Origin of the sequence: Microbacterium sp. MAH-37, assembly GCF_009758255.1 — a bacterium.
Lineage (GTDB): Bacteria > Actinomycetota > Actinomycetes > Actinomycetales > Microbacteriaceae > Microbacterium.
This window is the reverse complement of sequence record NZ_WSEN01000007.1, coordinates 78,305-103,433: the sequence shown is the minus strand read 5'-3', so window position 1 is coordinate 103,433 and position 25,129 is coordinate 78,305. Positions and strand designations below refer to the sequence as shown.

The following is a 25,129-nucleotide window of genomic DNA, read 5'->3' as shown; positions in this document are numbered from 1 at the left end:
GTCTAACCCCACCTGGCATCTTCAAATCTACTGTTTCTCGCTGTGGTTCGGATGTGAGCGTTCGCTGTGTCATCAGCACATCTGAGGAAACCGGGAAGTGCCCGCTGCTATTCCCGAACCAGTTCGAGAGCCGCGGCGATCGCGGCATCCACGCTGCTGCGGCGCACCTGCGCGCGGTCGCCGTCGAACACGAACGATCGCACCACCCGCCCAATGGGACTCGCGACGCCGATGTGCACGGTGCCGACCGGTTGACCGTCCGGCGAGTCCGGGCCGGCGATGCCCGTGGTGCTGATTCCCACGTCGGCGGGCCGCGCTTCGACCTGAACGGCCCGGCGTACGCCATCGGCCATCTGGGCCGCGACGTCAGGATGGACCGGGCCGTGGGCATCGAGCAGGGCCTGGTCGACACCCAGCACGCTGTGCTTGACGGGGGTGGCGTAGGCGACCACCGCGCCCAGCAGCGCGTTCGACGCTCCCGGGACCGAGACCAGTTCGGCTGACACCGCTCCCCCGGTGAGCGACTCCGCGACGCCGAGCGTCCACCCGCGGCGGCGCAGCGCGTCGATCAGCTCCGCGGCATCGCTCATCCGCGTGCCGCGCGTGATCCGCGCACCTGCGCGACGATGTAGTCCACCCCACTCGCGACCGTGAGCACCAGGGCGGTGATCATGAGTGTCTGGGTGACGACGATCCATGCCGTCATCCCGACCAGGACGTGCAGGGGCAGCAGAGCCCAGCTCAGCGCGACAGCCTGGACGACGGTCTTGATCTTGCCCATCCAGGCCGCTGCGACGACGTGCTCGCTGCTGATCATCAGCCGGTGCACGGTGATACCCCACTCGCGGATCAGAATGATGATGACGATCCACCAGGGCACCTCGCCGAGAATCGCCAGCCCGATGAAACCCGATCCGGTCAGCAGCTTGTCGGCGATCGGATCCCACAGCTTCCCGAAGTCACTGACGATGTCGTACTTGCGCGCCAGGTAGCCGTCGACCCAGTCGGTCGAGATCGCGATGATGAACAGGACTGCAGCGACCCAGCGCAGTACGGGCTGCGCCTGACCGTACGTGCCGCCCATGAGCAGCAGCACGAAGAACACCACAGCCAGCGGGATGCGGGCGACGGTGATCGCGTTGGGGAGCTGCCGGGGAATCGCCATCAGTCGCGCCCCGTCAGGCCCCAGGCGTCCTCATCGCCGTCGCTCTCGACGACGGGAAGGCCGTCGTACTGCGCCTCGATGGGATCGGTCGGGTACGGGTCCGCGGCATCCGCCGCCGGTGCCGGAGGTGCGGCCTGCGGAGCGGGCGCAGCAGCGGAGGCCGGGGCGGGTGCACCACGCAGCCGCGCGATCACCTCGGGGAGCTGCTCGCCCGTGACGAGCACGTCGCGCGCCTTGGATCCCTCGGACGGGCCGACGATCTCGCGGGACTCCAGCAGGTCCATCAGGCGGCCGGCCTTCGCGAAGCCGACGCGCAGCTTGCGCTGCAGCATCGACGTGGAGCCGAACTGCGAGGTGACGATGAGCTCCGCGGCGGCGAGCAGGAGCTCGAGGTCGTCGCCGATGTCCTCGTCGACCTCCTTCTTCGCGGCTCCCGCGGCCTCCTGCACGTCCGGGCGGTACTCCGGGCGCGCCTGGCCGGTGACGTGCTTGACGACCGCGTCGATCTCGCTCTCCTGCACCCACGCGCCCTGCAGGCGGAACGGCTTGGACGACCCCATGGGCGAGAACAGGGCATCGCCCTGGCCGATCAGCTTGTCCGCGCCGGGGCTGTCGAGGATCACACGGCTGTCGGTGACGCTGGTCACGGCGAATGCCAGACGCGAGGGCACGTTGGCCTTGATCAGACCGGTGACGACGTCGACGCTGGGACGCTGAGTCGCCAGCACGAGGTGGATGCCCGAAGCTCGGGCGAGCTGGGTGATGCGGACGATCGAGTCCTCGACGTCGCGCGGGGCGACCATCATCAGGTCGGCGAGCTCGTCGACCACGACCAGCAGATACGGGTACGGCTTGAGCACGCGCTCGCTGCCGGCGGGCACCTCGACCTCGCCTGCGCGCACGGCGCGGTTGAAGTCGTCGATGTGACGGAAGCCGAACGACGCGAGGTCGTCGTACCGCATGTCCATCTCCTTCACGACCCACTGCAGCGCCTCGGCGGCCTTCTTGGGGTTCGTGATGATGGGCGTGATCAGGTGCGGCACGCCGGTGTAGCTGGTGAGCTCCACACGCTTCGGGTCGATGAGCACCATGCGCACGTCGGCGGGCCTCGCCCGCATCAGCAGGCTGGTGATCATCGAGTTCACGAAGCTGGACTTACCGGAGCCGGTGGAACCCGCCACCAGCAGGTGCGGCATCTTGGCGAGGTTGGCGACGACGAAGTTGCCGCCGACGTCCTTGCCGACCCCGATCGTCAGCGGGTGCGTGCTCTTCTGCGCCGCGGGCGAGCGCAGCACGTCGCCGAGCGAGACCGTCTCGCGGTCGGTGTTCGGGATCTCGATGCCGATCGCGCTCTTGCCTGGGATCGGCGACAGGATGCGCACGTCGTTGGAAGCCACCGCGTACGCGAAGTTGTTGCTCAGCTGCAGGATCTTCTCGACCTTGACGCCGTGGCCCACCTCGACCTCGTACTGCGTGACCGTCGGGCCGCGCGAGAATCCGGTGACCTTCGCGTCGACGTTGAACTGCGTGAGAACGTTGGTGATCTGCTGCACGATGCGATCGTTCGCCTCGGAGCGGGCCACGGAAGGCGGTCCCTCAGCCAGCACGGACGCGGACGGCAGTACGTAGGGCGCCGCGGGCGGCTGCGGCCCGTTCTGACCCGGCCCCGCCGTGCCGAAGCCGTCGAAGCCCGGCAGCTCGCCGGTCGTGCCGGAGTCGTCCATCAGAGCGGTCGCGTTGTTCTGCTCGTCGAGCAGCTGGGTCAGTGCGCTGACGTCGGTGAGCACCTCGGTCGCGGCGTCGGACGGGTCGTCTACGATGATCGCCTGGTCGTACGCCGCCTTCGCGGTCGGCTCGTCGAGCAGCTTGGTGATGGCCTTCGAGTCGACGCCGTCGTCCGGGTCCTCTTCGCGGCCGGTCTTGTTGCGCCGCCACCAGGGCAGCACGCCGTCATCCTCATCGGGAGTCTCGTCTGCGGCATCCGCCGTCTTCTCGGCCTTCTCGCGACGCTCCGCGCCGAACATCCAGGCGTACAGATCGCCGAGACGCTGGCCGATGCGGTTCGGCGGGGTCTTGGTGATGATCAGGATGCTGAGTCCGATGAGCAGGCTGAGCACGACGTAGGCGACGATCTGGCCGAGGAACAGCAGCGGCTGCCCGATCATCCAGCCGAACAGGCCGCCGGCCTCGCTGAGCGCCGGCATGCCGTCGCGCGGCTGCGGCCAGACCATCTCGCCCTTGGGGTTCAGCGTGCCGGAGGCGACGTGGCAGATGCCGGCGATCGCGAGGATCAGCATTCCGAAGCCGATGCCGATCCGCCCGTTGTCGTGCACGGACGACGGATGCCGGAAAAGCCAGCCCGCGAGGAACAGCAGCAGCACGGGCATCAGGAACGCGGTGCGCCCGACCAGGCCGCCGACCGAGTACGCCGAGATCTGCGCGGCGACCTCGTTGCCGATGAAGAACCACTCCACCACCGCGCCCATGCAGGCGAGCAGCACGAGGAAGAACGGGAACCCGTCGCGGCGCTGGTCCTTCTCGAGGGTCTCCGGGCCGAAGGCGCGGAACAGCCCGCCGACGCCGTGCGCGACGCCCATCCACATGCGCAGGCCGATCGACGGCTTGTCCAGCTCGTCGACGTACTTCTTCGGCGCGGGAGCCGACTTCGGCGACCTCGAGGATGACGATCGCGAGGAGGACTGCCGCGGAGCGCTCTTGGGAGCACCCGCGGACGCGCGCTCAGACTTCGTGGTGCTCCTGGCCATGTCCTCTACGGTATTCCCGGGCACCGACAAAACCCCGCAATGACGCGGGTGGGGCCGGGAATCGATGCGCGATCGCGACCGATTCCCGGCATCCGATCCGGGTTACGCCTCGATGACGAGCGGGACGATCATCGGACGGCGGCGCAGCTTCTGGTTGACCCAGCGGCCGATCGTGCGGCGCACGACCTGCGAGAGCGCGTGCGTGTCGCGCACTCCGTTGCCGGAGGCCTCCTTGAGCGCGGCGACGATCTTCGGTGCGACGTCGTCGAACACCGCGTCGTCCTCGGCGATGCCGCGGGCGTGGATCTCCGGGCCCGAGATGATGCGGCCGGTGGCGGCGTCCACCACGACGATGACAGAGACGAAGCCCTCCTCGCCGAGGATGCGGCGGTCCTTGAGGTCGGCGTCGGTGATCTCGCCCACCGTCGAGCCGTCGACGTACACGAAGCCGAGGTCGAGCTGACCGGCGACACGAGCATTGCCGCCCTCGAGGTCGATCACGGTGCCGTTCGACGCGATGATCGTGCGCTCCGCGTCGATGCCGGTGTCCTGCGCGAGCTTGGCGTTCGCCATCAGGTGGCGGTATTCGCCGTGCACGGGCAGCACGTTCTTCGGCTTCAGGATGTTGTAGCAGTAGAGCAGCTCGCCGGCGGCGGCGTGACCGGAGACATGCACGCGCGCGTTCGCCTTGTGCACGACGTTCGCACCGAGCTTGGTCAGCCCGTCGATCACGCGGTAGACCGCGTTCTCGTTGCCGGGGATGAGACTGGAGGCGAGGATGACGGTGTCGCCGGGGCCGGGCTCGATCGCGTGGTCGAGGTTGGCCATGCGGCTCAGCACGGCCATCGGCTCACCCTGCGATCCGGTGGACATGTAGACGATCTGGTCGTCCGGCAGGTCGCGCGCCTTCTTGTAGTCGATGAGCACGCCGTCGGGCACGTGCAGATAGCCGAGCTGCTCGGCGATGGTCATGTTGCGCACCATGCTGCGGCCGAGGAACGCGACCCGGCGTCCGTGCGCGTGCGCGGCGTCGATGACCTGCTGCACGCGGTGCACGTGGCTGGAGAAGCTCGCCACGATCACACGACGCGGAGCCTTGCCGATCACCTGGTCGAGCACCGGGCCGATCGACCGCTCTGTGGGTGTGAAGCCCGGCACGTCCGCATTGGTGGAGTCGACGAGGAACAGGTCCACGCCCTCCTCCCCCAGCCGCGCGAACGCGCGGAGGTCGGTGATGCGGCCGTCCAGCGGCAGCTGGTCCATCTTGAAGTCGCCCGTGGCCAGCACCATGCCAGCATCCGTGCGGATCGCGACGGCGAGGGCATCCGGGATCGAGTGGTTCACCGCGACGAACTCGAGGTCGAAGGGACCGACCTGCTCGCGGTCGCCCTCCTTCACCGTGAGGGTGAAGGCCTTGATGCGGTGCTCCTTGAGCTTCGCCTCGACCAGCGCGAGAGTCAGCCCCGAGCCGATCAGGGGGATGTCCTGCTTAAGGCGCAGCAGGTACGGCACCGCGCCGATGTGGTCCTCGTGGCCGTGCGTGAGCACGACGCCGACGATGTCGTCGAGGCGGTGCTTGATCGGTTCGAAGTCGGGCAGGATCAGGTCGACGCCGGGCTGGTGCTCCTCGGGGAACAGCACGCCGCAGTCGACGATGAGGATCTTGCCGTCGATCTCGAAGGTCGTCATGTTGCGGCCGACCTCGCCGAGACCGCCCAGCGGGATCACGCGCAGAGTGCCGTCGGCGATGGGTTCCGGATCGGCGATGGGGATGGACATGGGTGCCTCCTAGGCGGGGCGCGCTGCGCGCCCGGTGATCTGCTCCCTGCGCCGACGAACGACCGTCATCTGGTCGTGCCGTGCACCTTGGGGAGTGCGCCGCCTGCGGCGGCATTGCGGTCGGGGCGGAAGTCGGAGAAGTCCGCACCCGGGATGTCCTTGACGAGCGCGAGCTCATCCTCGATGGCTGCGGCCTCCCACTCCTCCGGCCCGACGAGGGGCAGGCGGACGCGGGGGCTGTCGATGCGGCCGAGGCCGTGCAGGATGTACTTCGCCGAGACGGTGCCCGGCACGTGGGTCATCGCGGCGCGCACCAGCGGCTCGAGACGCTTGTGCTCGGCGGTGGCCGTGGCCAGATCGCCGCGGTTCACCGCGTCGACGATGGTGCGGTACGGCGCGGAGGTGATGTTCGCGGTGACGCCGATGAGACCGGTGGCGCCGATCGCGAGGTGGGGCAGGACGTTGGAGTCGTCGCCGGAGAAGTACATCAGGTCGGTCTGATTGAGCACCCGGCTGACCTCGGAGAAGTCGCCCTTGGCGTCCTTCACGGCGAGGATGTTCGGGTGCTTGGCGAGACGCAGGATGGTCTCGTACTTGATCGGCACGCCGGTGCGGCCGGGGATGTCGTACAGGATGACCGGCAGATCGGTCGCGTCGGCGACCAGGCGGAAGTGGGTCAGGATCCCGGACTGGGTGGGCTTGTTGTAGTACGGCGTGACGATCATGATGCCGTCGGCGCCGGCCTTCTCGCTCGCCTTGTAGAGCTCGATGGCGTGCGCGGTCTCGTTCGACCCGCCGCCGGTGATGATCTTCGCGCGGCCCGCGGCGACGTCCTTGCCGACCTCGACCAGACGGAGCTTCTCAGGGTCGGTCAGCGTCGACGTCTCGCCGGTGGTGCCGGTGACGACGATGCCGTCGGCGCCGTCGGAGATCACCCGGTCCATGTGCTTCTCGACGGAGGGCCAGTCGACCTCACCGTCGGCCGTCATCGGGGTGATGAGGGCGACGAGCACCTGTCCGAAGGGATTGCCCGTATGCGTCATGCCTCCCAGCGTATCGGTTCGGGCTGCCGCCGCGCGCGACGGATCCGTCAGACACGGCCCCGGCGCGCGAGGCCCGCGGTCAGCGAGCGCGGCAGGATGCCGGTGAGCGCGACGACCGCCTTGTACCGGAGCGACGGGATCGAGACCGCCTTGCCCCTGGCGGCGTCTCGCAGTCCCTCCCGCACGACGTCCTCGGCATCCAGCCATGCGATCGCCGGGATCCCCTCCTCGCCGCGGGCGAGGCCCATCCGCTCGTGGAAGGTCGTGTGCGTGAACCCGGGGCACACCGCGGTGACGGTGACGTTGCCGCGGGCGTACTCCGCATTCGCCCATCGGCTGAAGCCGATCAGCCAGGATTTGCACGCCGAGTAGGTCGAGCGCGAGATGAACCCGGCGACGGATGCCACGTTGATGATGCGTCCCCCGCGGCCGCGCATCGTCTGCAGCGCGGCGTGCATGAGCCGCATCGAGGCCTCGACGTGCACGCGCAGATGGCGCACCTCGGCGTCGATGTCGTTGTCGGCGAACTGCAGGGGCAGTCCGAAGCCGGCGTTGTTCACCAGAAGGTCGATGGGGTTCCGGGCATCACGCAGGCGTGCGGCCACGATCTCGACGTCGGCCTCGACCGACAGGTCGGCGGCGATCACGTCCGTCGAGACGCCGTACGTGCTCCGCAGCTCCGTGGCGAGCGCCTCGAGCGCGTCCACGCCGCGCGCGACGAGGATGAGGTCCGCACCGCGGGCGGCGAGCTGCCTGGCGAACTCGGCACCGAGTCCGGCGCTGGCACCGGTGATGAGTGCAGTGGGCATCAGCGCTCGTAACGCAGGAAGCGGTAGCGGATGCCGGTGCGAGAGGTCTGCCACTCGCCCTCGGACACCAGACGCCAGCCCGTCTTCGGCGGAGCGTAGGCATCCCCGGCGACGTCCAGATCGAGTTCGGTGACCTCCAGCCGGTCGGCGTCGGCGATGACCTGGGCGTAGATCTCGGCACCGCCGATCACCCAGACCTTCTCGAGGCCGCGCGCGGCATCCTGCACGCTCGCCGCGCGGCGCGCGCCGTCGGCGGCCCAGTCCTGCTGCCTGGTGATCACGATGTTCTCTCGCCCAGGCAGCGGCCGGAACCGCTCCGGCAGCGAGTCCCAGGTCTTGCGCCCCATGATGACCGGAGCGGTGAGCGTGACCTCCTTGAAGTGCGCCATGTCCTCCGGCACGTGCCAGGGCATGCCGCCCGAGGCGCCGATGACGCCGCCGTGCGCCTCGGCCCAGATGAGCCCCACCCAGGTCATACCGCCACCGCCGCCTTGATCGAGGGGTGATGCTGGTAGTCCTCCACGACCAGGTCGTCGTAGGTGTAGTCGAGGATCGACTCGGGCTTCCTCGCGAAGCGGAGCGTCGGGTACGGGTACGGCTCGCGGGTGAGCTGCTCGCGCACCTGCGCGACGTGGTTGTCGTAGATGTGGCAGTCGCCGCCGGTCCAGACGAAGTCGCCCGGTTCGAGTCCGGTCTGCTGCGCGACCATCATCGTCAGCAGCGCGTACGAGGCGATGTTGAACGGGACGCCGAGGAAGAGATCGGCGCTGCGCTGGTAGAGCTGGCAGGACAGCTTCCCGTCGGCCACGTAGAACTGGAACATCGCGTGGCAGGGCGCGAGCGCCATGTCGGGGATGTCTGCGGGGTTCCAGGCGGAGACGATGAGCCGGCGCGAGTCGGGCGTGGCCCTGATCTGATCGATCACCTGGGCGAGCTGGTCGATGTGGCCGCCGTCCGGCGTCGGCCAGGAGCGCCACTGCACGCCGTAGACCGGCCCGAGGTCGCCCTCGGCGTCAGCCCATTCGTCCCAGATGGTGACGCCGTTGTCCTGCAGCCAGCGCACGTTGGAGTCGCCGCGCAGGAACCAGAGCAGCTCGTAGGCGATCGACTTGAAGTGCACGCGCTTGGTCGTGATGAGGGGGAATCCCTGGGCGAGATCGAACCTGATCTGACGGCCGAACACGCTGGTCGTGCCGGTGCCGGTGCGGTCGTCCTTGTGGGTTCCGTTCGCGAGGACGTCGCGCAGCAGATCTTCATACGGCGTGGGAACGGTCATGACAGACACGATACCGGCGGGGCACCGACACCGGCCCGTCATCGTGCGACACATCCGCCCTTCATCGATCCCGCCGGACGTAGCCTCTGAGCATGAACCCGATCGCCGCCCTGGCCGTCGCCGGCGCACTGCTCGTCGGCAGCCTCGCGCTCGGCTTCGTATGGCACGCGCGGGACGGCCGCCGTCGCGCAGGGCGCGGCGAGGTCGTGGACGCAGCGGATGCCGGTGAGCTGGGCGCGCGCGCCACCCTCGTGCAGTTCAGCACCGAGATGTGCGCCCGCTGCCCGCAGGTGCGCCGGATGCTGGGACAGGTCGCCGGCCAGCACGACGGCGTCCTGCACGCCGACGTCGACCTGACGCACCGCACCGACCTGGCATCCAAGTACCGGGTGCTGCAGACACCGACGACGTTCCTGGTCGACGGTACCGGAACCGTGCGGGCACGGTTCAACGGCGTGCCCCGCCGTACAGACGTCGAGGAAGCCCTGGGCGCACTGCCCGCACTGCAGGAGGCACGATGAGCACCCCGACCGGCATCGATCCCCGCGGCCCGCGGTTCGCGGCATCCATCACCGCCGTGTTGCTGCTCATCGCGGTGCTGCTGGGACTGGTCGGGTTGTCGACAGCCAGGTTCCCCGCGATCGGAGCCTTTCCGCTCGCCGGCGGCGGAGCCACCGACTTCGGGTTCTTGGCGGGCGTGCCCTGGACGATCACGCTCGTGTCTCCACTCCAGCGCATCCTCGACCCCGCTTTCCTGCTTCTCCTCGTCATCGCGCTGCTCTTCCTCTGGGGCGTGCTGTCGCCGCGAACCCAGCCCTGGAGCGTGCTGTTCCGGAAACTCGTGCAGCCGCGCCTCGCTCCCCCGGCCGAGCTCGAGGACCCCCGACCGCCGCGTTTCGCGCAGGGCGTCGGACTCTTCGTCGTCGGCGTCGGTCTGCTGCTGCATCTGCTCGGCGTGCCGTGGGCCCTGCCGATCGCGGCCGCCGCCGCCTTCATCGCCGCGTTCCTCAACGCCGTCTTCGGCTTCTGCCTGGGCTGCGAGCTGTACCTGCTGCTGCGGCGCGCCGGCGTCCTGCGCGCGGCCTGAACCGTTCCCTCGGGCATGAGGGCTGGATAGGCTTGCCGGACAGCCCGCCCAACACAGGAGGAACCATGCCCGTCACCAGTGAAGCCGCCAGCACCTGGACCGGATCCCTGATCGAGGGGTCGGGCACCGTCGCCTTCTCCTCGTCGAAGCTCGGGACCTTCCCGATCGACTGGAAGGCCCGCAGCGAGGGCTCGGACACGACCACCACGCCCGAGGAGCTCATCGCCGCCGCGCACGCGTCGTGCTTCAGCATGGCGCTGTCGAACGCACTCGCGGAGAACGGCACACCGCCGGAGCGCGTGAACACCACGGCGTCCGTCACCTTCAAGCCCGGCACCGGCATCACCGGCAGCCACCTGAACGTGAACGCCAGCGTCCCCGGCCTCACGCCCGAGCAGTTCCAGCAGCTCGCCGAGGGCGCCAAGACGGGATGCCCGGTGTCGCAGGCTCTCGCCGGCATCGAGATCACCCTCGAGGCCTCGCTCGTCTGAGTGCTCTGACATGCGCAGCGCCCCCGTCGCTGACGGGGGCGTTGCGCGTTTCGGGGCGGGCGCCTGCTCAACTTCGGATCCGACCCGCAACACGCCGCAGAACGTCGACGACACGCCGGCCGCCGGCGTGCGGCATCCGAAGTCGGGGACGCCGCGGGTCAGGGCGTGGTCTTCGCGATCCTGATCGCCTCGCGGATGCTGGAGCGGGCGTCCTTGCGGCGCCCCGCGGCGTCCTGCACCACCCCGAGGCGGTAACGGGCGCGCCAGTCCTGCGGGGCGGCATCCGCAGCATCCGTGTACCGGGTGACGAGCGGTTCGATGTCGTCCTTCATCAGCCGGCCGCTGGGCGTGAGCTGCTCCGGCGCCTCCGGCATCCCGCCCTCGCTGTCGAGCAGCCTGCCGAGCCGGTCGGCGGCGAGGCCGAAGGCGAGCTCCCGGTACATCGCCCAGGCGCCGATCGGCGCGATGACGATCAGGGCGATGCCCATCGCGATCCCCGCGCCGGTGCCGCTGCGCAGGAAGAGCACGGCGAGCCAGACGACGGCCACGATGTACAGCAGCAGCGCGGCGGACATGACGGCGACGCCGATGCGAGAGGTCATGCCTCAATCCTAGGAGCGCGTGGGGCCGGCCCCACGCGCGGACAGCGGGTGACAGTCGCAGACAGCGCCGTGACAGTGCGCCGACAGCGGCGGGGCGGATGCTCGTCGCATGACGAACTCCACCTCAGAATGGGCCATCGCGGCCGACGGACTCGTGAAGGTGTTCGGTGCGAACCGCGCAGTCGACGGCGTCGACCTGCGCGTGCCCGCCGGCACCGTCTACGGAGTCCTCGGCCCGAACGGCGCCGGCAAGACCACCACCATCAACATGCTCGCGACGCTGATGCGTCCGGACAGCGGGAGCGCCCGCATCTTCGGCCACGACGTCGTGCGCGAGGCGCACGTCGTCCGCCAGCTCATCGGCGTGACCGGGCAGTTCGCCTCGGTGGACGAGACCCTGTCCGCGAACGAGAACCTCATGATCTTCGCCAGGCTGCTCGGCCTGACGCGGGCAGAGGCGCGCACCAAGTCCGCGGACCTTCTCGAGCGGTTCGGGCTCACCGAGGCGGCGCGCCGCCCGCTCGCCCAGTTCTCCGGCGGCATGCGCCGTCGTCTCGACCTGGCGGCGTCGCTGATCGCCCAGCCGCCGCTGATCTTCCTCGACGAGCCGACCACCGGTCTCGACCCGCGCACCCGCGGGCAGATGTGGGACACCATCCGCGAGCTCGTGCGCACCGGCTCCACGGTGATGCTCACCACGCAGTACCTCGACGAGGCCGACCAGCTGGCCGACCGCATCGCGGTGATCGACCGCGGCCGCGTCGTGGCCGAGGGCTCCCCCGACGACCTCAAGGCCTCCGTCGGAGCATCCTCGCTGCAGCTGCGGCTCACCGAGCCGGCGGATGCCGGGGACGCACTGCGCGCGATCGAGCGGGTGCTCGGCGTGCAGGGGGTGCTCTCCCCCGAGGCTGCTCGGATCACCGCCCCCATGACCGACGCCGATCGGGTCGCGGACCTGCTCATCGTGCTCCGCGAGGCCGGCATCGGCCTCAGCGAGATGAGCGTGCAGAAGCCGACCCTCGACGAGGTCTTCCTCACCATCACCGGTCACTCCGCTGAGGACGAGACCGAAGACAGCGCGGCTGCGGCCGCCTCACAGAAGGAGGAGGTGCGCGCATGAGCGCTCTCGCCCCCGCGGCCACCCGCATCATCCCCGCATCCGAACGGAACCTGAAGAACCACGCGGGTCTCGGGCTCGCCCTGCGCAACACCCTCACGATGGCGGGACGCGGCCTCATCAAGATCCGCCGCACGCCCGAGCAGCTGATGGACGTCACGCTGCAGCCGATCCTGTTCACGCTGATGTTCACCTACATCTTCGGCGGCGCGATCTCGGGCGACGTGCAGTCGTACCTGCCTGTGATCATCCCCGGCATCCTGGTGCAGACGGTGATCACCACCTCGGTCGTCACCGGCGTGCAGCTGCGCGAAGACATGGACAAGGGCGTGTTCGACCGGTTCCGCTCGCTGCCGATCGCGCGCATCGCCCCGCTGTCCGGCGCGCTACTGGCGGACACCGTCCGCTATGCGATCGCCACCGTGCTCACCTTCACGATGGGCGCCCTGATGGGCTTCCGTCCCGGTGGCGGCCTCTGGTCGGTGGTCGCCGCCGGCCTGCTGGTCGTCGTGTGCTCGTGGGCGGTCAGCTGGATCTTCGCGTTCTTCGGCGTCATCGCCCGCACCGCCTCGAGCGTGCAGGGGATCTCGATGATCATCCTGTTCCCGCTGACGTTCCTCTCGAACGCCTTCGTGCCGGTCGACACCATGCCCGACTGGATGCAGTGGTTCGTGAACATCAATCCGGTCTCGCACCTCGTGACGGCCGTCCGCGAGCTCACCGCGACCGGTGCGTTCGGAGCGGATGCCTGGATCTCGCTGCTCGGTGCGGCCGTGATCGTCGCTGTCTTCGCACCGCTCACGGTGCGGGCCTACATGCGAAAGGCCTGATCCTCCCCGCGCTCAGGGGCGTCCGCCGACGGCGGCCGCCCCTTCCGCGCACCCGGGCTCAGCGGCCGGTGAGCACGGCCAGCCCGCGCTCGAGCCGTCGCTCGGGGCTGAGCGCGGCGACCTCGGTGCGAACCCGCTGCACGACATCGGCGCCGGCGATCCGTTCGGCATCCGCCAGATGCGCGGCGAGGTGGAGCGTCGGCATGTTCTGCCGGCCGCCGAGGACCTCGGAGAGTGCGACGGCCTCGACACCCCGCGCGACCTGCCCCGGGCTGCGGAGCGCCCAGGCCGACCAGCCCATGAGGGCCGTGCCCAGCACCGGGCGGTCCACTCCCTCTCGGCGCTGCCTGCAGGCGGCGATCGTCCTGGTGCGCAGCCTGCGCTCCCAGACCGCGACCTCGTCCGCCGCCAGTCCCAGCGAGCGCACGGCTGCCGCGAGATAGCCCGACATCGCCATCAGGTACCACGGCGAACGCCGTGGCGACGGTTCGGCGAACGCCCGCATGGCGGCGGCGAAGTACTCGGATGCGGAGACGAGATCGCCGTCCACCAGGTCGGCCTCGGCCAGACCGTAGACACCGATGGAGGTGAGTTCCAGGCCGTCCTGGCTGAGTCCGCCCTCGTCGACGAGCCGCTGGAACAGCGGCCGGGCGTCCGCAGTGCGTCCCAGGCACAGCAGCGCACCACCGCGCACCCATTCCTGCTGGCTGAGCTGATCCTGCGCGTCGTACTCGCGGAACACCTCGGCGGCGCGGTCCAGCCAGACGAGTGCGTCCTCGGCGTCACCGGTCTGCGCGGCCAGCTGCGCGGCGAGATCGGCGGCCAGTCCCTCCGCCCACCGCTCGCCGATCCGCCTGGCGCGCTCCCAGGCGCTGCGCGCGGCGCGCATCGCAGCGTCCGGCTCGCCGTCGTTCTCCGATGCCTGCGACATGAGGATGTCGGCCGCCAGCTGTGCGCGGGGGTCCGTCTCGCCCGCGACGATGTCGCCGGCGCCGGCGGTTCCTCCGCGGGCCGCCGCGTCCAGTGCCTCGGCCAGCAGACGCCAGGCCGGGGCCAGGCTGTCACTGGCCGCTTCTCTGCGCAGACGCAGCAGCGCGAGACCCCGCGCGGCACCCGGGTCGCCGCTGATCATGCAGCCCAGCACGCCCATCGCCAGGGCGATGACGACGAGATCGATGCCGATCCTGTCGCGATCGGCCCCCGCGGCGGCGCCGATCATCCGCGGGGCGTAGCCGATGAACTCCGTGAACGAGCCGCGGATGAACCAGGACTGGCCGAGCACGGCGAACAGCACCACGGCCTCGGCGTCGCGCTCGACGGTGAGGAGATGGCGCAGGACATGGACCAGGTTGTCGTGCTCCCGGCTGACCGCCAGATGCTCCGCTGCGGTGAGCCCCGCCGGGAATCGTCTGCTGCCCTCGCCCTGTGCGGCGGCGAACTCCGTCGCCCAGGTGATCACGGCTTCCCAGGCCTCCTCCTCGCCGCCGGCGTCCTGCAGCCGCTGCTGGCCGAACTCGCGCACGGTCTCGAGCATCCGGAAGCGCACCTCCGCCCCGGCATCGTTCTCGATCACACCGAGGAGCGAATGCGAGACGAGCAGGTCGAGCACGTCGTCAGCCGGCCCGCCGCCCAGCACGGCCTCGGCGATAGAGGCGGAGAATCCGCCTGGCAGCACCGAGAGCAGGGACAGCGCTCGCTGCGCCTCGGGCGCCAGCAGGTCCCAGCTCCACTCGATCACCGCCTGCAGTGTGCGATGCCGTTCCGGCGCCGATCTGTCACCGGTCGTCAGCAGCGCGAACCGGTTCTCGAGTCGCAGCTCGATCTGCTCGGGCGTCATCGTGCGCACGCGCGCGGCGGCGAGCTCGATCGCCAGCGGCAGTCCGTCGAGGTGGCGGCACAGGCGCGCGACCGTCTCGAGGTCGAGCGTCGCGCCGGGGCGGGCTGCATGCGCCCTCTCGATGAAGAGGCGCACGGCGGGAGCCGCCGGATCGGCGTCGATCGTCAACGGTTCCAGCGGCAGCACCTGCTCGGCGGCGATCGCCAGCGGAGTGCGGCTCGTCGTGACGATCCGCAGCGTCGGCACGGCAGCCAGCAGCTCCGCCGCGCACTGCGCGGCGCCGTCGATCACCTGCTCGCAGTTGTCCAGCACGAGGAGCGTGCGCCGCTCGCCCAGCATCGCGATGACGCGCGCCATCAGGTCGGGTCGCGGCACCGCGTCGTTCAGCCGACGACCCGGGACGATCTCGCTGATGCCGAGGGCTGCGGCGACGGCGATCGACACCCCCGCGTCCTCGCGCACGCCGGCGAGGGGGACGACGACGACCGCGGGAGCATCGGCGTCGAGGGCGATCGCCTGGGCCAGCCGCGTCTTGCCCATGCCCCCGGCGCCGAGGATCGTCAGCAGTCGCGTGCGTGCAAGCAGAGCCTTCGCCTCGCGGAGGGCCCCGTCCCGGCCGATCAGCTCGTTCGGTGCGGCTTGGACTCCGATGCGCACCCTCGGCCCGGCCTGATCCGAGGTCTGCAGCAGTCGCGCGTTGAGCTCCACGGCCGCCGGCGACGGCGACGTGCCGAGCTCGTCCCGCAGCCGCATGCGCAGACCCGCGAAGAGCGCGAGCGCCTCGGAGGTGCGGCCGGCGTGCGCGAGCGCATCCATCAGCGCCACGTGGACGCCGTCGTCGAGAGGGCGCTCTTCGGCCAGCGCGGTCAGCAGTGCGATGGCCTCGGGATCTCGGCCGGCGTCGGCGTACGCGGTGGCGAGGCCGGAGCGGATCGTGTCGAGCAGGGCTGTCGCGGTGCGGGTCAGTTCGCCGGCCACCGGCGCGTCGCCGAGATCGAGCCCCGGCTCGCCGCGCCACAGCGCGGCCGCGGACTCGAACAGGTCGATCCGCTGCGGATCCCGCTCCGCCCGGTTCGTCGCCTCCAGGACGAGCTGCCTGGCGCGGTGCAGGTCGGTCTCATCGGTGCCGAGGGCGTAGCCGCCCGGAGCACTGCGCACGAGGTCGGCGCCGCCACCCGCGCGTGCCCGGGAGACCAGCGTCTGCAGTGCCGCCTTCGGGTTCTGCGGCTGTTCCTCGCCCCAGACATCGTCGGCGAGCGCGGAGACGGAGCGGACCGAGCCGCTGCCGCTCAGGGTCAGCGCCGCCAGCAGCGCGCGCATGGCTGCGCCACCCGCGTCGCGATCGGCGAGCTGGACGGGGCCGAGCACGCCGACCCGGAAGGTCATGCGTTCGGGCGCAGGCCGAGGTCGATGATGTTCTCCAGGCCCACGACGACGCCTCGCGCGTCACGCGCGAAGGGCAGCGCGAGACGGATGCCCGGGGTGTAGGCCGCAGCGGAGTCGACCGTGTCGTGGGTGATGGTCAGCGACTCCCCCGCGCCCGACAGGATGACCTCCTGCTTGGCGACCACGCCCGGGCGGCGCAGGGAGTGGATCGGCACCCCAGCGACCCGCTGGCCGCGGGCGCGCTGGTCGGCGTGGGGAGCCGAGACCGGCCCCTGCCCCTCCCGCGCATCCGCCATCAGCTCGGCAGTGCGCACCGCCGTGCCGCTCGGCGAATCGATCTTGGTGTCCCGGTGCGCCTCGATGATCTCGGCGGAGGCGAAGAACGGCGCGGCGGCCGCGGCCAGCGCCGAGCCGAGCGCCGACCCCAGCGAGAAGTTCGGGATGAACACGACGCCCGTGCCCGCGGCATCCGCCAGCGGACGCACCAGGGCGATCCGCTCCTGCGACCAGCCGGAGGTGCCGACGAGCACGTTGATGCCGCGCTCGATCGCGGCGCGGACGACCTCGACGCTCACAGAGGGCGTCGAAGCGTCGACGACGAGATCGGCCCCGTCGAGCTCGGAGAGGTCGCTGGACGAGCCGAGCACCCGAGTCACCTCGAAGCCGTCGAGCTCATCGATCACCGCGCGGATGATGCCGCCGAGCTTGCCGGATCCGCCGACGAGAGCAACCTGTGTGGTCATGATTCCAGTTTAGGTATATGGCAGTCAGGACGGCTCTGAACCTGCCGTGGCGCGCGATACCGTTGCTCCATGGTGACATTCCGTGCCGTCCCGGCCACAGATCCCGCGGCAGTCGCCGTCCTCACCGACTACTTCGCGATGAGGGCCGCTGCATTCCCGGGCGAGTACCGCCCGTCATTCCCCGGACCTGACGCGTTCCGCGAGCCCGACGGCGTGTTCCTGCTCGCGCTGGACGACGACGGTGAGGTGCTCGGATGCGGCGCCGTTCGGCGCCTGGCCGACGGCGACTCCGGTCCCCGTTTCGAGATCAAGCACCTGTTCGTTCAGCCCGCGGGCCGCGGCGCAGGCACGGGACGCGCGATCCTCGAAGAGCTCGAGCGCCGCGCGACGGGCTGGGGCGCGACCGAACTGGTCCTCGACACGCACCACACGCTCGAGGCCGCCGGCGGCCTGTACGCCCGCAGCGGCTATGAGCAGATCGAGCCGTACAACGAGAACCCGAACGCGACGAGGTGGTACGGCAAGGCGGTCTCCTGACGCACCGAACTCCACCCGCTAGCATCGTCCGGTGAGCAGATTCTCGGTCATCCCGGCGTCGTACGTCTTCCTGCGCAGCGACGAGGGCGTGCTGCTGCAGCTGCGGCAGAACACCGGCTACATGGACGGGATGTGGAGCGCCGGAGCCGCCGGGCACGTCGAGCCGGGCGAGACCGCGACCCGCGCCGCCGCGCGCGAGGTCGCCGAGGAGCTCGGCATCGCCATCGCCCAGGACGACTTCGACCCGATCTGCGTGCTGCAGCGCACCGACGGCACTGACGACCCGATCGAGCAGCGCGTGGAGTGGTTCTTCACGTGCACGGCCTGGACCGGTGAGCCGACGATCCAGGAACCTGAGAAGTGCGCCGAGCTGCGCTGGTTCGCCCTCGACGCGCTGCCCTCGAACATGCCGCCTCACGAGCGGCACGCCCTCGACTGGCTGCGCGAGCACGACGGGATCGGCATCCTCTCGCTCGGTTTCGCGAACGAGGTCGTCGGCGCCTAGACCGACGCGTAGTCCGGCAACCCGGTGCGCAGCTCCATCGGCAGGTGACCGAGGTCGTTGTGCGTGAGCAGCGACCACGGCCGGCCCTGTTTCTGCGCGATCACCGTCAGCCCGCAGTGCGCCTGGTTCAGTGTCATCCAGCGCCACTCCGGCGCACCGAGCACCTCGCGCACGAACCACGAGATCACGAAGTTGTGCGTGATCAGCACCTCGTGCACTTCACCGTTCTTGCGCATCAGGAACTCGTTCACGGCATCCGACATCTGCGCCTTGCCCGCCTCGATCTCGGCGTCCGTCACCGAGCCGAAGAACGGCTCGAAGACCGCCGGGGTCTCCTCCGTCATCCCGGTCGGGACGCAGTCGAACAGCAGAGCGGACGGCGCGGGATCGACCGACGGCAACCGCGCGGCGACGGCGCGCGCGGTCTCGGCAGCACGCAGCAGAGGCGAGTGCCAGACAGCGTCCAGCGGCAGTCCGGACAGGCGATCCGCGATCAACTCGGCCTGCCGCTGCCCCCGTGGAGAGAGGGGTCCGTCGTCGACGCCGTGCTCGGCATCCTGATGTTCGCCGTGCCTGACCAGATAGATGTAATGCGTCACAACCCGCTCGCTTCATGCCCCATCATCGGGGCACCACCAGCCTAGGCCACCCCGCCGACGCCGGGTCGGCTCAGCTCGCCGCCCGGGTGAGATCGGCGACCTGCGCCCGCGACAGCGTGACGCCGGCGCCCTGCATCAGCTCGTCGACTTGATCGGGAGCGAAGGTGTTCACGATCGGCGCCGCGATCGTGCGCTGAGCGAGAAGCCAGGCGATCGAGACGGCAGCGACGGGCACAGCCAGCTCCTGCGCCACGAGGTCGAGCGCCCGCAGGATCTTGATGCCGCGGCGGTTCAGGTGCGAGCGCAGCTGTTCGCCGCGCACGCCGGTCGCGGACTGCTTGCTGCGGTGCCGCCCCGACAGGAATCCGTGTTCGAGCGCGTGCGAAGGCGTGACTGCGAGGTTCTGCGCGCCGGCCACCAGCCGCAGGTCGCCCTCGAAGGGCTCCCGTCGCACCAGGTTGTACGGCTCATCGATCACGTCGATCCGCGGGTAGCCTGCGGATGCCAGGATGCGGGCCTCGACCAGACGCTCGGCGGCGAAGCGGAACGCACCCACCGCACCGATCTTGCCGGTCTCGCGCAGCCACTCGACGGTGGCCATGGTGTCTTCGAGGTTCGTACTCTGATCGAGGGTGGCATCGAGGTACAGCACGTCGATGTGCTCGGTGCCGAGCCGGCCGAGCGAGGCCTCCACGGCCCGGACGAGGTTCACCGACCCGAGGCCGGGGTTGTCGGGGTGCGCGCCGACGCGCGCGCCGAGCACGATGCGGTCGCGCACGCCTCGGGAAGCCAGCCACTGACCGACGATGTGCTCGCTGCGTCCGCCGGAGTAGCCGTCGGCGGTGTGCACGGCGTTGCCGCCGAACTCCAGGTAGCGGTCCAGGATGGCGTGGCTGGTGTCACGGTCGACGTTCCAGCCGAACTCGGCGGCGCCGAGCATGAGCGGGAAGGTCCGCAGACCGGTCTCGCCCAGGTCCACGCGGATGCTCTCACCGACGCCCGGACCGACGACGGGGATCGGGGCTGACGGGTGCCCGTCCGTCCGCTGCGGGGCGCGCTCCGCTTCGGCTGATGTGCCGACGCTGAATAGACGCATACTCTAAAACCCCCGCGGATCTCGCGATCCGTTCGACTTTCAGCACCCCCCGGTGCGTACTTCGAGAGTAAGCGACGATTTCCACGGCTCCTGCCGATTCCCTGGGAACGGCCGAAAAGTTACCGTAACGGTTTGATCACATCGGATACGACCGAGGTCCGGCCCCGCGAGCGGGACCGGACCTCGTGATCGGATGCCGGGGCTCAGCCCTCGACGACCTCTTCGACCTTCTCGTCCGCGGCGGTCTCTTCGAGCACGGGCTCGAGGGACAACTTGCCGCGGTCGTCGATCTTGGTGATGCGGACCAGCAGCTTCTGGCCGACCGAGAGCACGTCGTCGACGTTCTCGACGCGCTTGCCACCGGCGAGCTTGCGCACCTCGGTGACGTGCAGCAGGCCGTCCTTGCCGGGCAGCAGCGAGATGAAGGCGCCGAAGGTGGCGATCTTCACGACGGTGCCGAGGAACTGCTCGCCGACCTCCGGGTTGGTCGGGTTGGCGATCGCGTTCACCTGGGCGCGAGCGGCCTCTGCCGACGGGCCGTCGACGGCGCCGATGTAGACGGTGCCGTCCTCCTCGATGGAGATCTGCGCGCCGGTCTCGTCCTGGATCGCGTTGATCGTCTTGCCCTTGGGGCCGATCAGCTCACCGATCTTGTCGACGGGGATCTGCACGCTGATGACGCGCGGCGCGGTCGGCGCCATCTCGTCCGGAGCGTCGATCGCGGCGTTCAGGACACCCAGGATCGTGAGGCGGGCCTCCTTGGCCTGGGTCAGCGCGCCGGCCAGGACCTCGGAGGGGATGCCGTCGAGCTTGGTGTCCAGCTGGATCGCCGTGACGAACTCGCTGGTACCGGCGACCTTGAAGTCCATGTCGCCCAGTGCGTCCTCAGCACCCAGGATGTCGGTCAGCGCCGCGTAGCGGGTCTGACCGTCGACCTCGTCGGACACCAGGCCCATGGCGATGCCGGCGACGGGTGCGCGCAGCGGCACACCGGCGTTCAGCAGCGACAGGGTCGAAGCGCAGACGGAGCCCATCGAGGTGGAGCCGTTGGAGCCGAGGGCCTCGGAGACCTGACGGATCGCGTAGGGGAACTCCTCGCGCGTGGGCAGCACCGGCACGAGCGCGCGCTCGGCCAGGAAGCCGTGCCCGATCTCGCGACGCTTCGGCGACCCGACGCGGCCGGTCTCACCGGTCGAGTAGGGCGGGAAGTTGTAGTGGTGCATGTAGCGCTTGCTGGTCGTGGGCGACAGCGAGTCGATCTGCTGCTCCATCTTGAGCATGTTCAGCGTGGTGACGCCCAGGATCTGGGTCTCACCGCGCTGGAAGATCGCCGAGCCGTGCACGCGCGGGATGACCTGCACCTCGGCGTCGAGCGGGCGGATGTCCGCCAGCCCGCGGCCGTCGATGCGGATGTTCTCGCTGAGGATGCGTCCGCGGACGATCTTCTTGGTGACGGCCTTGTAGGCGGCCGAGAACTCGAGAGTCGCGACGGCCTGCAGCTCGCTCGCCTCGACGGCGGCGACCAGCTCGGCGTGGACACGCTCCTTGATGGCGTCGTCGGCGGTCTGGCGCTCGATCTTGTCGGCGATCTGGTAGACGCCGACGAGCTCGTCGTAGGCGCGCTGCGCGACGAAGTCGTAGGTCTCCTGCGAGTAGGGCAGGAACACCGGGTAGACGCCCGGCTCCTTCGACGACTGCGCGGCCAGCTCGGCCTGAGCCTTCACCAGCTGGGCGATGAACGGCTTCGAGGCCTCGAGGCCCTGGGCCACGATCTCCTCGTTCGGCTTGGTGGCGCCGGCCTTGATCAGGTTCCAGCTGCCCTCGGTCGCCTCGGCCTCGACCATCATGATCGCGACGTCCTCGGTGCCGTCGGCCTTGGTCACGACGCGACCGGCGACGATCAGGTCGAACACGGCCTCGCTTACCTGCTCGGCGGTCGGGAACGCGACCCACTGGTCGGCGTGCTCGCCGTGACCCGGCATGAACGCGAGGCGCACACCGGCGACGGGACCGGAGAACGGCAGGCCCGAGATCTGAGTCGACGCGGATGCCGCGTTGATCGCGAGCGCGTCGTAGAACTCGCCCGGCGCGATCGACAGCACGGTGATGACGATCTGGACCTCGTTGCGCAGTCCGTCGACGAACGACGGACGCAGCGGACGGTCGATGAGGCGGCAGACCAGGATCGCCTCGGTGGAGGGACGACCCTCGCGCCGGAAGAACGAGCCGGGGATCTTGCCCGCTGCGTAGGAGCGCTCCTCGACGTCGACCGTCAGCGGGAAGAAGTCGAAGCCCTCACGCGGGTGCTTGCCCGCGCTGGTTGCCGAGAGGAGCATGGTCTCGCCGTCGAGGTAGGCGGCGACTGCGCCCTGCGCCTGCTGCGCGAGGCGGCCGGTCTCGAAGCGGATGGTGCGGGTGCCGAAGCGGCCGTTGTCGAGAACGGCCTCGGTGGCAGTGATTTCAGGACCTTCCAAGAGGTCTCTCCTTCTTTGTTTAGACTCGCGCGCCCGTCTGGCGTGCGAGGACTCACGAAGGAGCGGATGCGGAAAGTCTCGGCGCGCGGGAGGACCCGCGGTTCTCGCCTGCGCTGGTCACCAGTAGAAGACCACCCGACGCCTCGCCGGGGAACCCACCACAGGAGACCAGCTTCCCAGCCGACCGCTCCGTGCCTGTATGCAGTTTGAACGGATGCCACAGGCAACCGCATCGAGTCTAGCAGTGCGCCTAGCGGATCATGCCTCCGGCGCGCGCTCGCCGACGGAGACCCGCCCCCTGCCGAGGAACACGTAGTCGTCGTGCTTGGCCGTGCGCCCCTCCCCGGCGTAGCGTCCCCGCATCCGCCGCCAGATCCACGGCAGCGCATGCCGGCGCCACCACTGCATGCGCAGCGCCGCCTCCTCACCGTGGAAAGACTCGTCGAGCAGGCCGAGCGCATCGGCATGGGGAACCCCGAGCAGCTCGGCCGCGCGGTAGGCGAGGAGGCGGTGCCCACGCGAGGAGAGATGCACCAGGTCCTCGCCCCAATTGCGCCGCTCGCCGAGCAGCGGGAGCAGATCGGTGTCGAGCAGCGTCGCACCGGTGCGCGCTGCGACGCCGGTCAGCTCGTCGGCGAAGGCCGCGAACCGCCGCCGGAGCAGCACCGCCTCCCGGCGGCGGGGCAGGAATGGGGTCACCAGCAGCACCTCGGCGCCGTCGGCACGCAACCGCGCGACGGCCTCCTCGAGTTCGGCCGCCATCCGGCGGACGTCCGGCCAGGGCTTCACCAGGTCGTTCGCCCCGGCCAGGATCGAAACCAGGTCGGGCTGCAGCGCGCGAGCGCGCTGCAGCTGAGTACCGCAGACGTCGGACACGCGACGCGAACGGAGGGCCAGATTCGCGTAACGCAACCCTCCTTCAGCGGCGAGCAGCAGGGCGAGCCGGTCCGCCCAGCCGCGCAGGGTCCCATCCGGAGCGGGGTCGCACAGTCCCTCTGTGAGCGAGTCACCGAGCGCGATGTAGCGCCGCCGAACACCCGCGCGCGGCTGCGGCAGTTCGGGGCGGCGCGCTCGCACGGTCACCGATGCGCGGTCCGCGCTGTGCAGGGCGCGGGCGTCGTCGAAATGCGCGAGCAACTGATCGCCCGCCGCCGACCAGGATCGCTGCTCCACGGCTTCCCGTCCTGCGCACCCGAAGGCGCGGCGCTTGCGCGCGTCCCCGGCGAGGTCGGCGACCCGCATCCGCAGGTCCGCGAGATCGCCAGGACGATAGAGCCAGCCGTCGATGCCCATCCGCACCAGGTCGAGCGGGCCGCCCCGGCCCGTCGCCACCACCGGCACGCCGCTGGCGTGCGCCTCCTGCAGCGTCTGCCCGAAGGTCTCGCTCTCGCCGGGGTGCACGAACACGTCGAAGGAGGCGACGACGGCCGCGAGCTCCTCCCCCGCCAGATGTCCGCGGAATTCGGCGTGCGGCAGCAGCGCCTCCAGCTTCGCGCGGGACGGGCCGTCACCGATGATGACGAGGCGGATTCCGGGGAGCCCGTCGAGCGCCCGCAGATCCTCGACCTGCTTCTCGGGGGCGAGCCGCCCCACATAGCCGACGACCACTCCGTCGGTGCGACGCAGCAGGGAGCCGCTCCGGCGCCCCGGGTGGAACAGCTCTGCGTCCACGCCCCGCCCCCAGCGACGCATCCTGTCGACGCCCAGCCGGGCCAGCTGTGCCTCGGAACCGCCGGACGGGACGAGGGTCATCGTCGCCCTGCGATGGAGTCTCCGGATGTGCTGCTCCGCCAGAGCCGTCGACAGCGCGACGCCGTAGCGCGACGCATACGCGGCGACGTCCGTCTGGTAGGCGGCCACGACGGGGAGCTCGAGGCGATTCGCGGCGAGCACCCCGCTCCATCCCAGGGCGAAGGGCGAGGCGAGATGGACGATGTCGGGATCGAAGCGCTCGAGAGCGGAGGCGACCCGTCCGGCGCCGNCGCTCGAGAGCGGAGGCGACCCGTCCGGCGCCGGAGGTGCCGACCCGGACGCTGCGATACCCGGGCAGGGCGACGGACGGCACGGGTTCGACCCGGGCCGAGCCGACCGCGACGGGGAGGTCCTGGTCGGCGGGCGCGATCACCCGGGCCTCGTGGCCGGCGTGTTCGAGGTGCCGAAGGATCTGCAGCACGGATCCGGTCACGCCGTTCATGTGCGGCAGGAAGGATTCAGTCACGACCGCGACTCTCACGACATCAGGATCCGCGCCGTACGGTGCTCCCGACGCCGGGACCGCCGTGGATCACCGAGTGTTCATCTGTCGCACGGATGCCGATCACCGGATATCCCCCGGTCGGTTCCCGTTCATCCGGATGAGAGACGCTCGTCCCGTGATCCCGGACGCGCTGACCGGCCTCCTCACCGGCACCTGGGGCCTGCTCATCATGGCGGCACTCGTGATCGGCGACGCCTTCACCGTCGTGATACCCGGCGAGGTCGCCGTCACCGCCGTGGGCGCGCTCGCCGTGCAGACCGGCCGCCCGCCGCTGTGGGTCGTGATCGCCGTTGCGGCCGGCAGCGCGCTGATCGGCGACACCTGCTGCTATCTGATCGGCCGCACGGTCGGCGTCGAGCGGTGGGGTTGGATGCGGCATCGCCGGGTGCGCGCGGCGATCGGGAGCGCACGACGCAGGCTGGACCGGGGCACGGCGACAGTCCTGTTCACGGCGCGGTTCATCCCCTTCGCGCGGCTCGCCGTGAATCTCGTCGCGGGTGCGGCACGCACTCCGCCGCTCCGCTATCTCTCCGTCGCCGCCGTCGCCGGCACGGGCTGGGCCGTCTACCAGGCAGCACTGGGCGCCGCGATCGCTCTGATCCGTCCTGGCGGCCCGATCGTGACCGTGCTCGTCTCCGCGGGTGCCGCCGTCGGCATCGGCCTCCTCATCGACCTCGCCGTCTCGCGGGCACGCCCAACACCTCGGAATCGCCGCCCATGACCCGCCCCGC

23 protein-coding genes and 1 pseudogene are annotated in these 25,129 nt (G+C 70.2%); 8 read left to right on the top strand and 16 right to left on the bottom strand.

What is annotated here, in order from left to right:
- Nucleotides 1–107: 107 nt before the first annotated feature.
- From GON06_RS08565 to GON06_RS08530, 8 genes are all read right to left on the bottom strand, one after another.
- The gene (locus tag GON06_RS08565) at nucleotides 108–590 is read right to left on the bottom strand and encodes a CinA family protein (protein ID WP_157311903.1); all 483 of its coding nucleotides are present in this window, start codon (nucleotides 588–590) and stop codon (nucleotides 108–110) included.
- On the bottom strand, nucleotides 587–1,165 hold the full coding sequence (pgsA, locus tag GON06_RS08560; RefSeq protein ID WP_157311902.1) for a CDP-diacylglycerol--glycerol-3-phosphate 3-phosphatidyltransferase: 579 nt from the start codon (nucleotides 1,163–1,165) through the stop codon (nucleotides 587–589). Before pgsA ends, GON06_RS08565 begins: the two co-directional genes overlap by 4 nt.
- The gene (locus tag GON06_RS08555) at nucleotides 1,165–3,930 is read right to left on the bottom strand and encodes an FtsK/SpoIIIE family DNA translocase (protein ID WP_157311901.1); all 2,766 of its coding nucleotides are present in this window, start codon (nucleotides 3,928–3,930) and stop codon (nucleotides 1,165–1,167) included. The genes pgsA and GON06_RS08555 overlap by 1 nt, the downstream gene beginning before the upstream one ends.
- 102 nt (nucleotides 3,931–4,032) lie before the next feature.
- Nucleotides 4,033–5,709, bottom strand: coding sequence for a ribonuclease J (locus GON06_RS08550; protein WP_157311900.1), 1,677 nt, complete (start codon nucleotides 5,707–5,709; stop codon nucleotides 4,033–4,035).
- A 65-nt stretch (nucleotides 5,710–5,774) separates the two neighbouring features.
- Nucleotides 5,775–6,752, bottom strand: a complete 978-nt coding sequence (gene dapA, locus GON06_RS08545; RefSeq protein ID WP_157311899.1) for a 4-hydroxy-tetrahydrodipicolinate synthase — start codon at nucleotides 6,750–6,752, stop codon at nucleotides 5,775–5,777.
- Between the two features lie 47 nt (nucleotides 6,753–6,799).
- Nucleotides 6,800–7,561 carry an SDR family NAD(P)-dependent oxidoreductase gene (locus GON06_RS08540; RefSeq protein ID WP_157311898.1) on the bottom strand — a complete coding sequence of 254 codons (762 nt, stop codon included), beginning with the start codon at nucleotides 7,559–7,561 and terminating at the stop codon, nucleotides 6,800–6,802.
- Nucleotides 7,561–8,037 (bottom strand): dihydrofolate reductase, encoded by a 477-nt coding sequence (locus GON06_RS08535; RefSeq protein WP_157311897.1) that lies wholly within the window; start codon nucleotides 8,035–8,037, stop codon nucleotides 7,561–7,563. Before GON06_RS08535 ends, GON06_RS08540 begins: the two co-directional genes overlap by 1 nt.
- The gene (locus tag GON06_RS08530) at nucleotides 8,034–8,837 is read right to left on the bottom strand and encodes a thymidylate synthase (protein ID WP_157311896.1); all 804 of its coding nucleotides are present in this window, start codon (nucleotides 8,835–8,837) and stop codon (nucleotides 8,034–8,036) included. The genes GON06_RS08535 and GON06_RS08530 overlap by 4 nt, the downstream gene beginning before the upstream one ends.
- A 92-nt stretch (nucleotides 8,838–8,929) precedes the next feature.
- Here GON06_RS08530 and GON06_RS08525 point away from each other — a divergent pair, with 92 nt between their 5' ends.
- From GON06_RS08525 to GON06_RS08515, 3 genes are all read left to right on the top strand, one after another.
- On the top strand, nucleotides 8,930–9,358 hold the full coding sequence (locus GON06_RS08525) for a thioredoxin family protein (RefSeq protein ID WP_157311895.1): 429 nt from the start codon (nucleotides 8,930–8,932) through the stop codon (nucleotides 9,356–9,358).
- Nucleotides 9,355–9,924: a DUF4395 family protein gene (locus tag GON06_RS08520; RefSeq protein WP_157311894.1), complete on the top strand. Its 570-nt coding sequence runs from the start codon at nucleotides 9,355–9,357 to the stop codon at nucleotides 9,922–9,924. Before GON06_RS08525 ends, GON06_RS08520 begins: the two co-directional genes overlap by 4 nt.
- A 65-nt stretch (nucleotides 9,925–9,989) precedes the next feature.
- Complete coding sequence (locus GON06_RS08515) at nucleotides 9,990–10,415, top strand: OsmC family peroxiredoxin (RefSeq protein WP_157311893.1); 426 nt, start codon at nucleotides 9,990–9,992, stop codon at nucleotides 10,413–10,415.
- Between the two features lie 158 nt (nucleotides 10,416–10,573).
- On the opposite strand, the gene GON06_RS08510 is transcribed toward GON06_RS08515, so the two are convergent.
- Complete coding sequence (locus tag GON06_RS08510) at nucleotides 10,574–11,017, bottom strand: hypothetical protein (protein WP_157311892.1); 444 nt, start codon at nucleotides 11,015–11,017, stop codon at nucleotides 10,574–10,576.
- Between the two features lie 109 nt (nucleotides 11,018–11,126).
- On the opposite strand from GON06_RS08510, the gene GON06_RS08505 reads away from it, so the two are divergent.
- Together GON06_RS08505 and GON06_RS08500 are read left to right on the top strand one after the other, a co-directional pair.
- Nucleotides 11,127–12,137: an ATP-binding cassette domain-containing protein gene (locus GON06_RS08505; protein ID WP_157311891.1), complete on the top strand. Its 1,011-nt coding sequence runs from the start codon at nucleotides 11,127–11,129 to the stop codon at nucleotides 12,135–12,137.
- Complete coding sequence (locus GON06_RS08500; RefSeq protein WP_157311890.1) at nucleotides 12,134–12,964, top strand: ABC transporter permease; 831 nt, start codon at nucleotides 12,134–12,136, stop codon at nucleotides 12,962–12,964. The genes GON06_RS08505 and GON06_RS08500 overlap by 4 nt, the downstream gene beginning before the upstream one ends.
- Nucleotides 12,965–13,022: 58 nt before the next feature.
- Here the strand turns inward: GON06_RS08500 and GON06_RS08495 are convergent, their stop codons facing one another.
- Together GON06_RS08495 and dapB are read right to left on the bottom strand one after the other, a co-directional pair.
- Complete coding sequence (locus GON06_RS08495; RefSeq protein ID WP_157311889.1) at nucleotides 13,023–16,187, bottom strand: ATP-binding protein; 3,165 nt, start codon at nucleotides 16,185–16,187, stop codon at nucleotides 13,023–13,025.
- Nucleotides 16,184–16,930, bottom strand: coding sequence for a 4-hydroxy-tetrahydrodipicolinate reductase (dapB, locus tag GON06_RS08490; protein ID WP_116241695.1), 747 nt, complete (start codon nucleotides 16,928–16,930; stop codon nucleotides 16,184–16,186). The genes GON06_RS08495 and dapB overlap by 4 nt, the downstream gene beginning before the upstream one ends.
- Before the next feature lie 69 nt (nucleotides 16,931–16,999).
- Between dapB and GON06_RS08485 the strand changes: the two genes are divergently transcribed.
- Both GON06_RS08485 and GON06_RS08480 read left to right on the top strand, forming a co-directional pair.
- Nucleotides 17,000–17,467, top strand: a complete 468-nt coding sequence (locus tag GON06_RS08485) for a GNAT family N-acetyltransferase (protein WP_157311888.1) — start codon at nucleotides 17,000–17,002, stop codon at nucleotides 17,465–17,467.
- A gap of 31 nt (nucleotides 17,468–17,498) precedes the next feature.
- Nucleotides 17,499–17,972 carry an NUDIX hydrolase gene (locus tag GON06_RS08480; RefSeq protein WP_332837302.1) on the top strand — a complete coding sequence of 158 codons (474 nt, stop codon included), beginning with the start codon at nucleotides 17,499–17,501 and terminating at the stop codon, nucleotides 17,970–17,972.
- Here the strand turns inward: GON06_RS08480 and GON06_RS08475 are convergent.
- The 5 genes and pseudogenes from GON06_RS08475 to GON06_RS19070 all read right to left on the bottom strand — a co-directional run.
- Nucleotides 17,969–18,571, bottom strand: a complete 603-nt coding sequence (locus tag GON06_RS08475; protein ID WP_332837301.1) for a histidine phosphatase family protein — start codon at nucleotides 18,569–18,571, stop codon at nucleotides 17,969–17,971. The two genes, GON06_RS08480 and GON06_RS08475, sit on opposite strands and share 4 nt — an antisense overlap.
- 70 nt (nucleotides 18,572–18,641) lie before the next feature.
- The gene (locus GON06_RS08470; RefSeq protein ID WP_157311887.1) at nucleotides 18,642–19,667 is read right to left on the bottom strand and encodes an aldo/keto reductase; all 1,026 of its coding nucleotides are present in this window, start codon (nucleotides 19,665–19,667) and stop codon (nucleotides 18,642–18,644) included.
- 203 nt (nucleotides 19,668–19,870) lie between these two features.
- A complete protein-coding gene (locus GON06_RS08465) occupies nucleotides 19,871–22,141 on the bottom strand; it encodes a polyribonucleotide nucleotidyltransferase (RefSeq protein WP_157311886.1) in 2,271 nt (756 codons plus the stop codon).
- Between the two features lie 258 nt (nucleotides 22,142–22,399).
- A pseudogene (locus tag GON06_RS08460) lies at nucleotides 22,400–24,122 on the bottom strand (GDSL-type esterase/lipase family protein); the annotation flags it as partial.
- A gap of 1 nt (nucleotide 24,123) precedes the next feature.
- The coding region (locus GON06_RS19070) for a hypothetical protein (RefSeq protein WP_332837390.1) at nucleotides 24,124–24,181 on the bottom strand (58 nt) is incomplete at its 3' end.
- 332 nt (nucleotides 24,182–24,513) lie between these two features.
- Between GON06_RS19070 and GON06_RS08455 the strand changes: the two genes are divergently transcribed.
- The gene (locus GON06_RS08455; protein WP_332837300.1) at nucleotides 24,514–25,119 is read left to right on the top strand and encodes a DedA family protein; all 606 of its coding nucleotides are present in this window, start codon (nucleotides 24,514–24,516) and stop codon (nucleotides 25,117–25,119) included.
- Nucleotides 25,120–25,129: the final 10 nt, after the last annotated feature.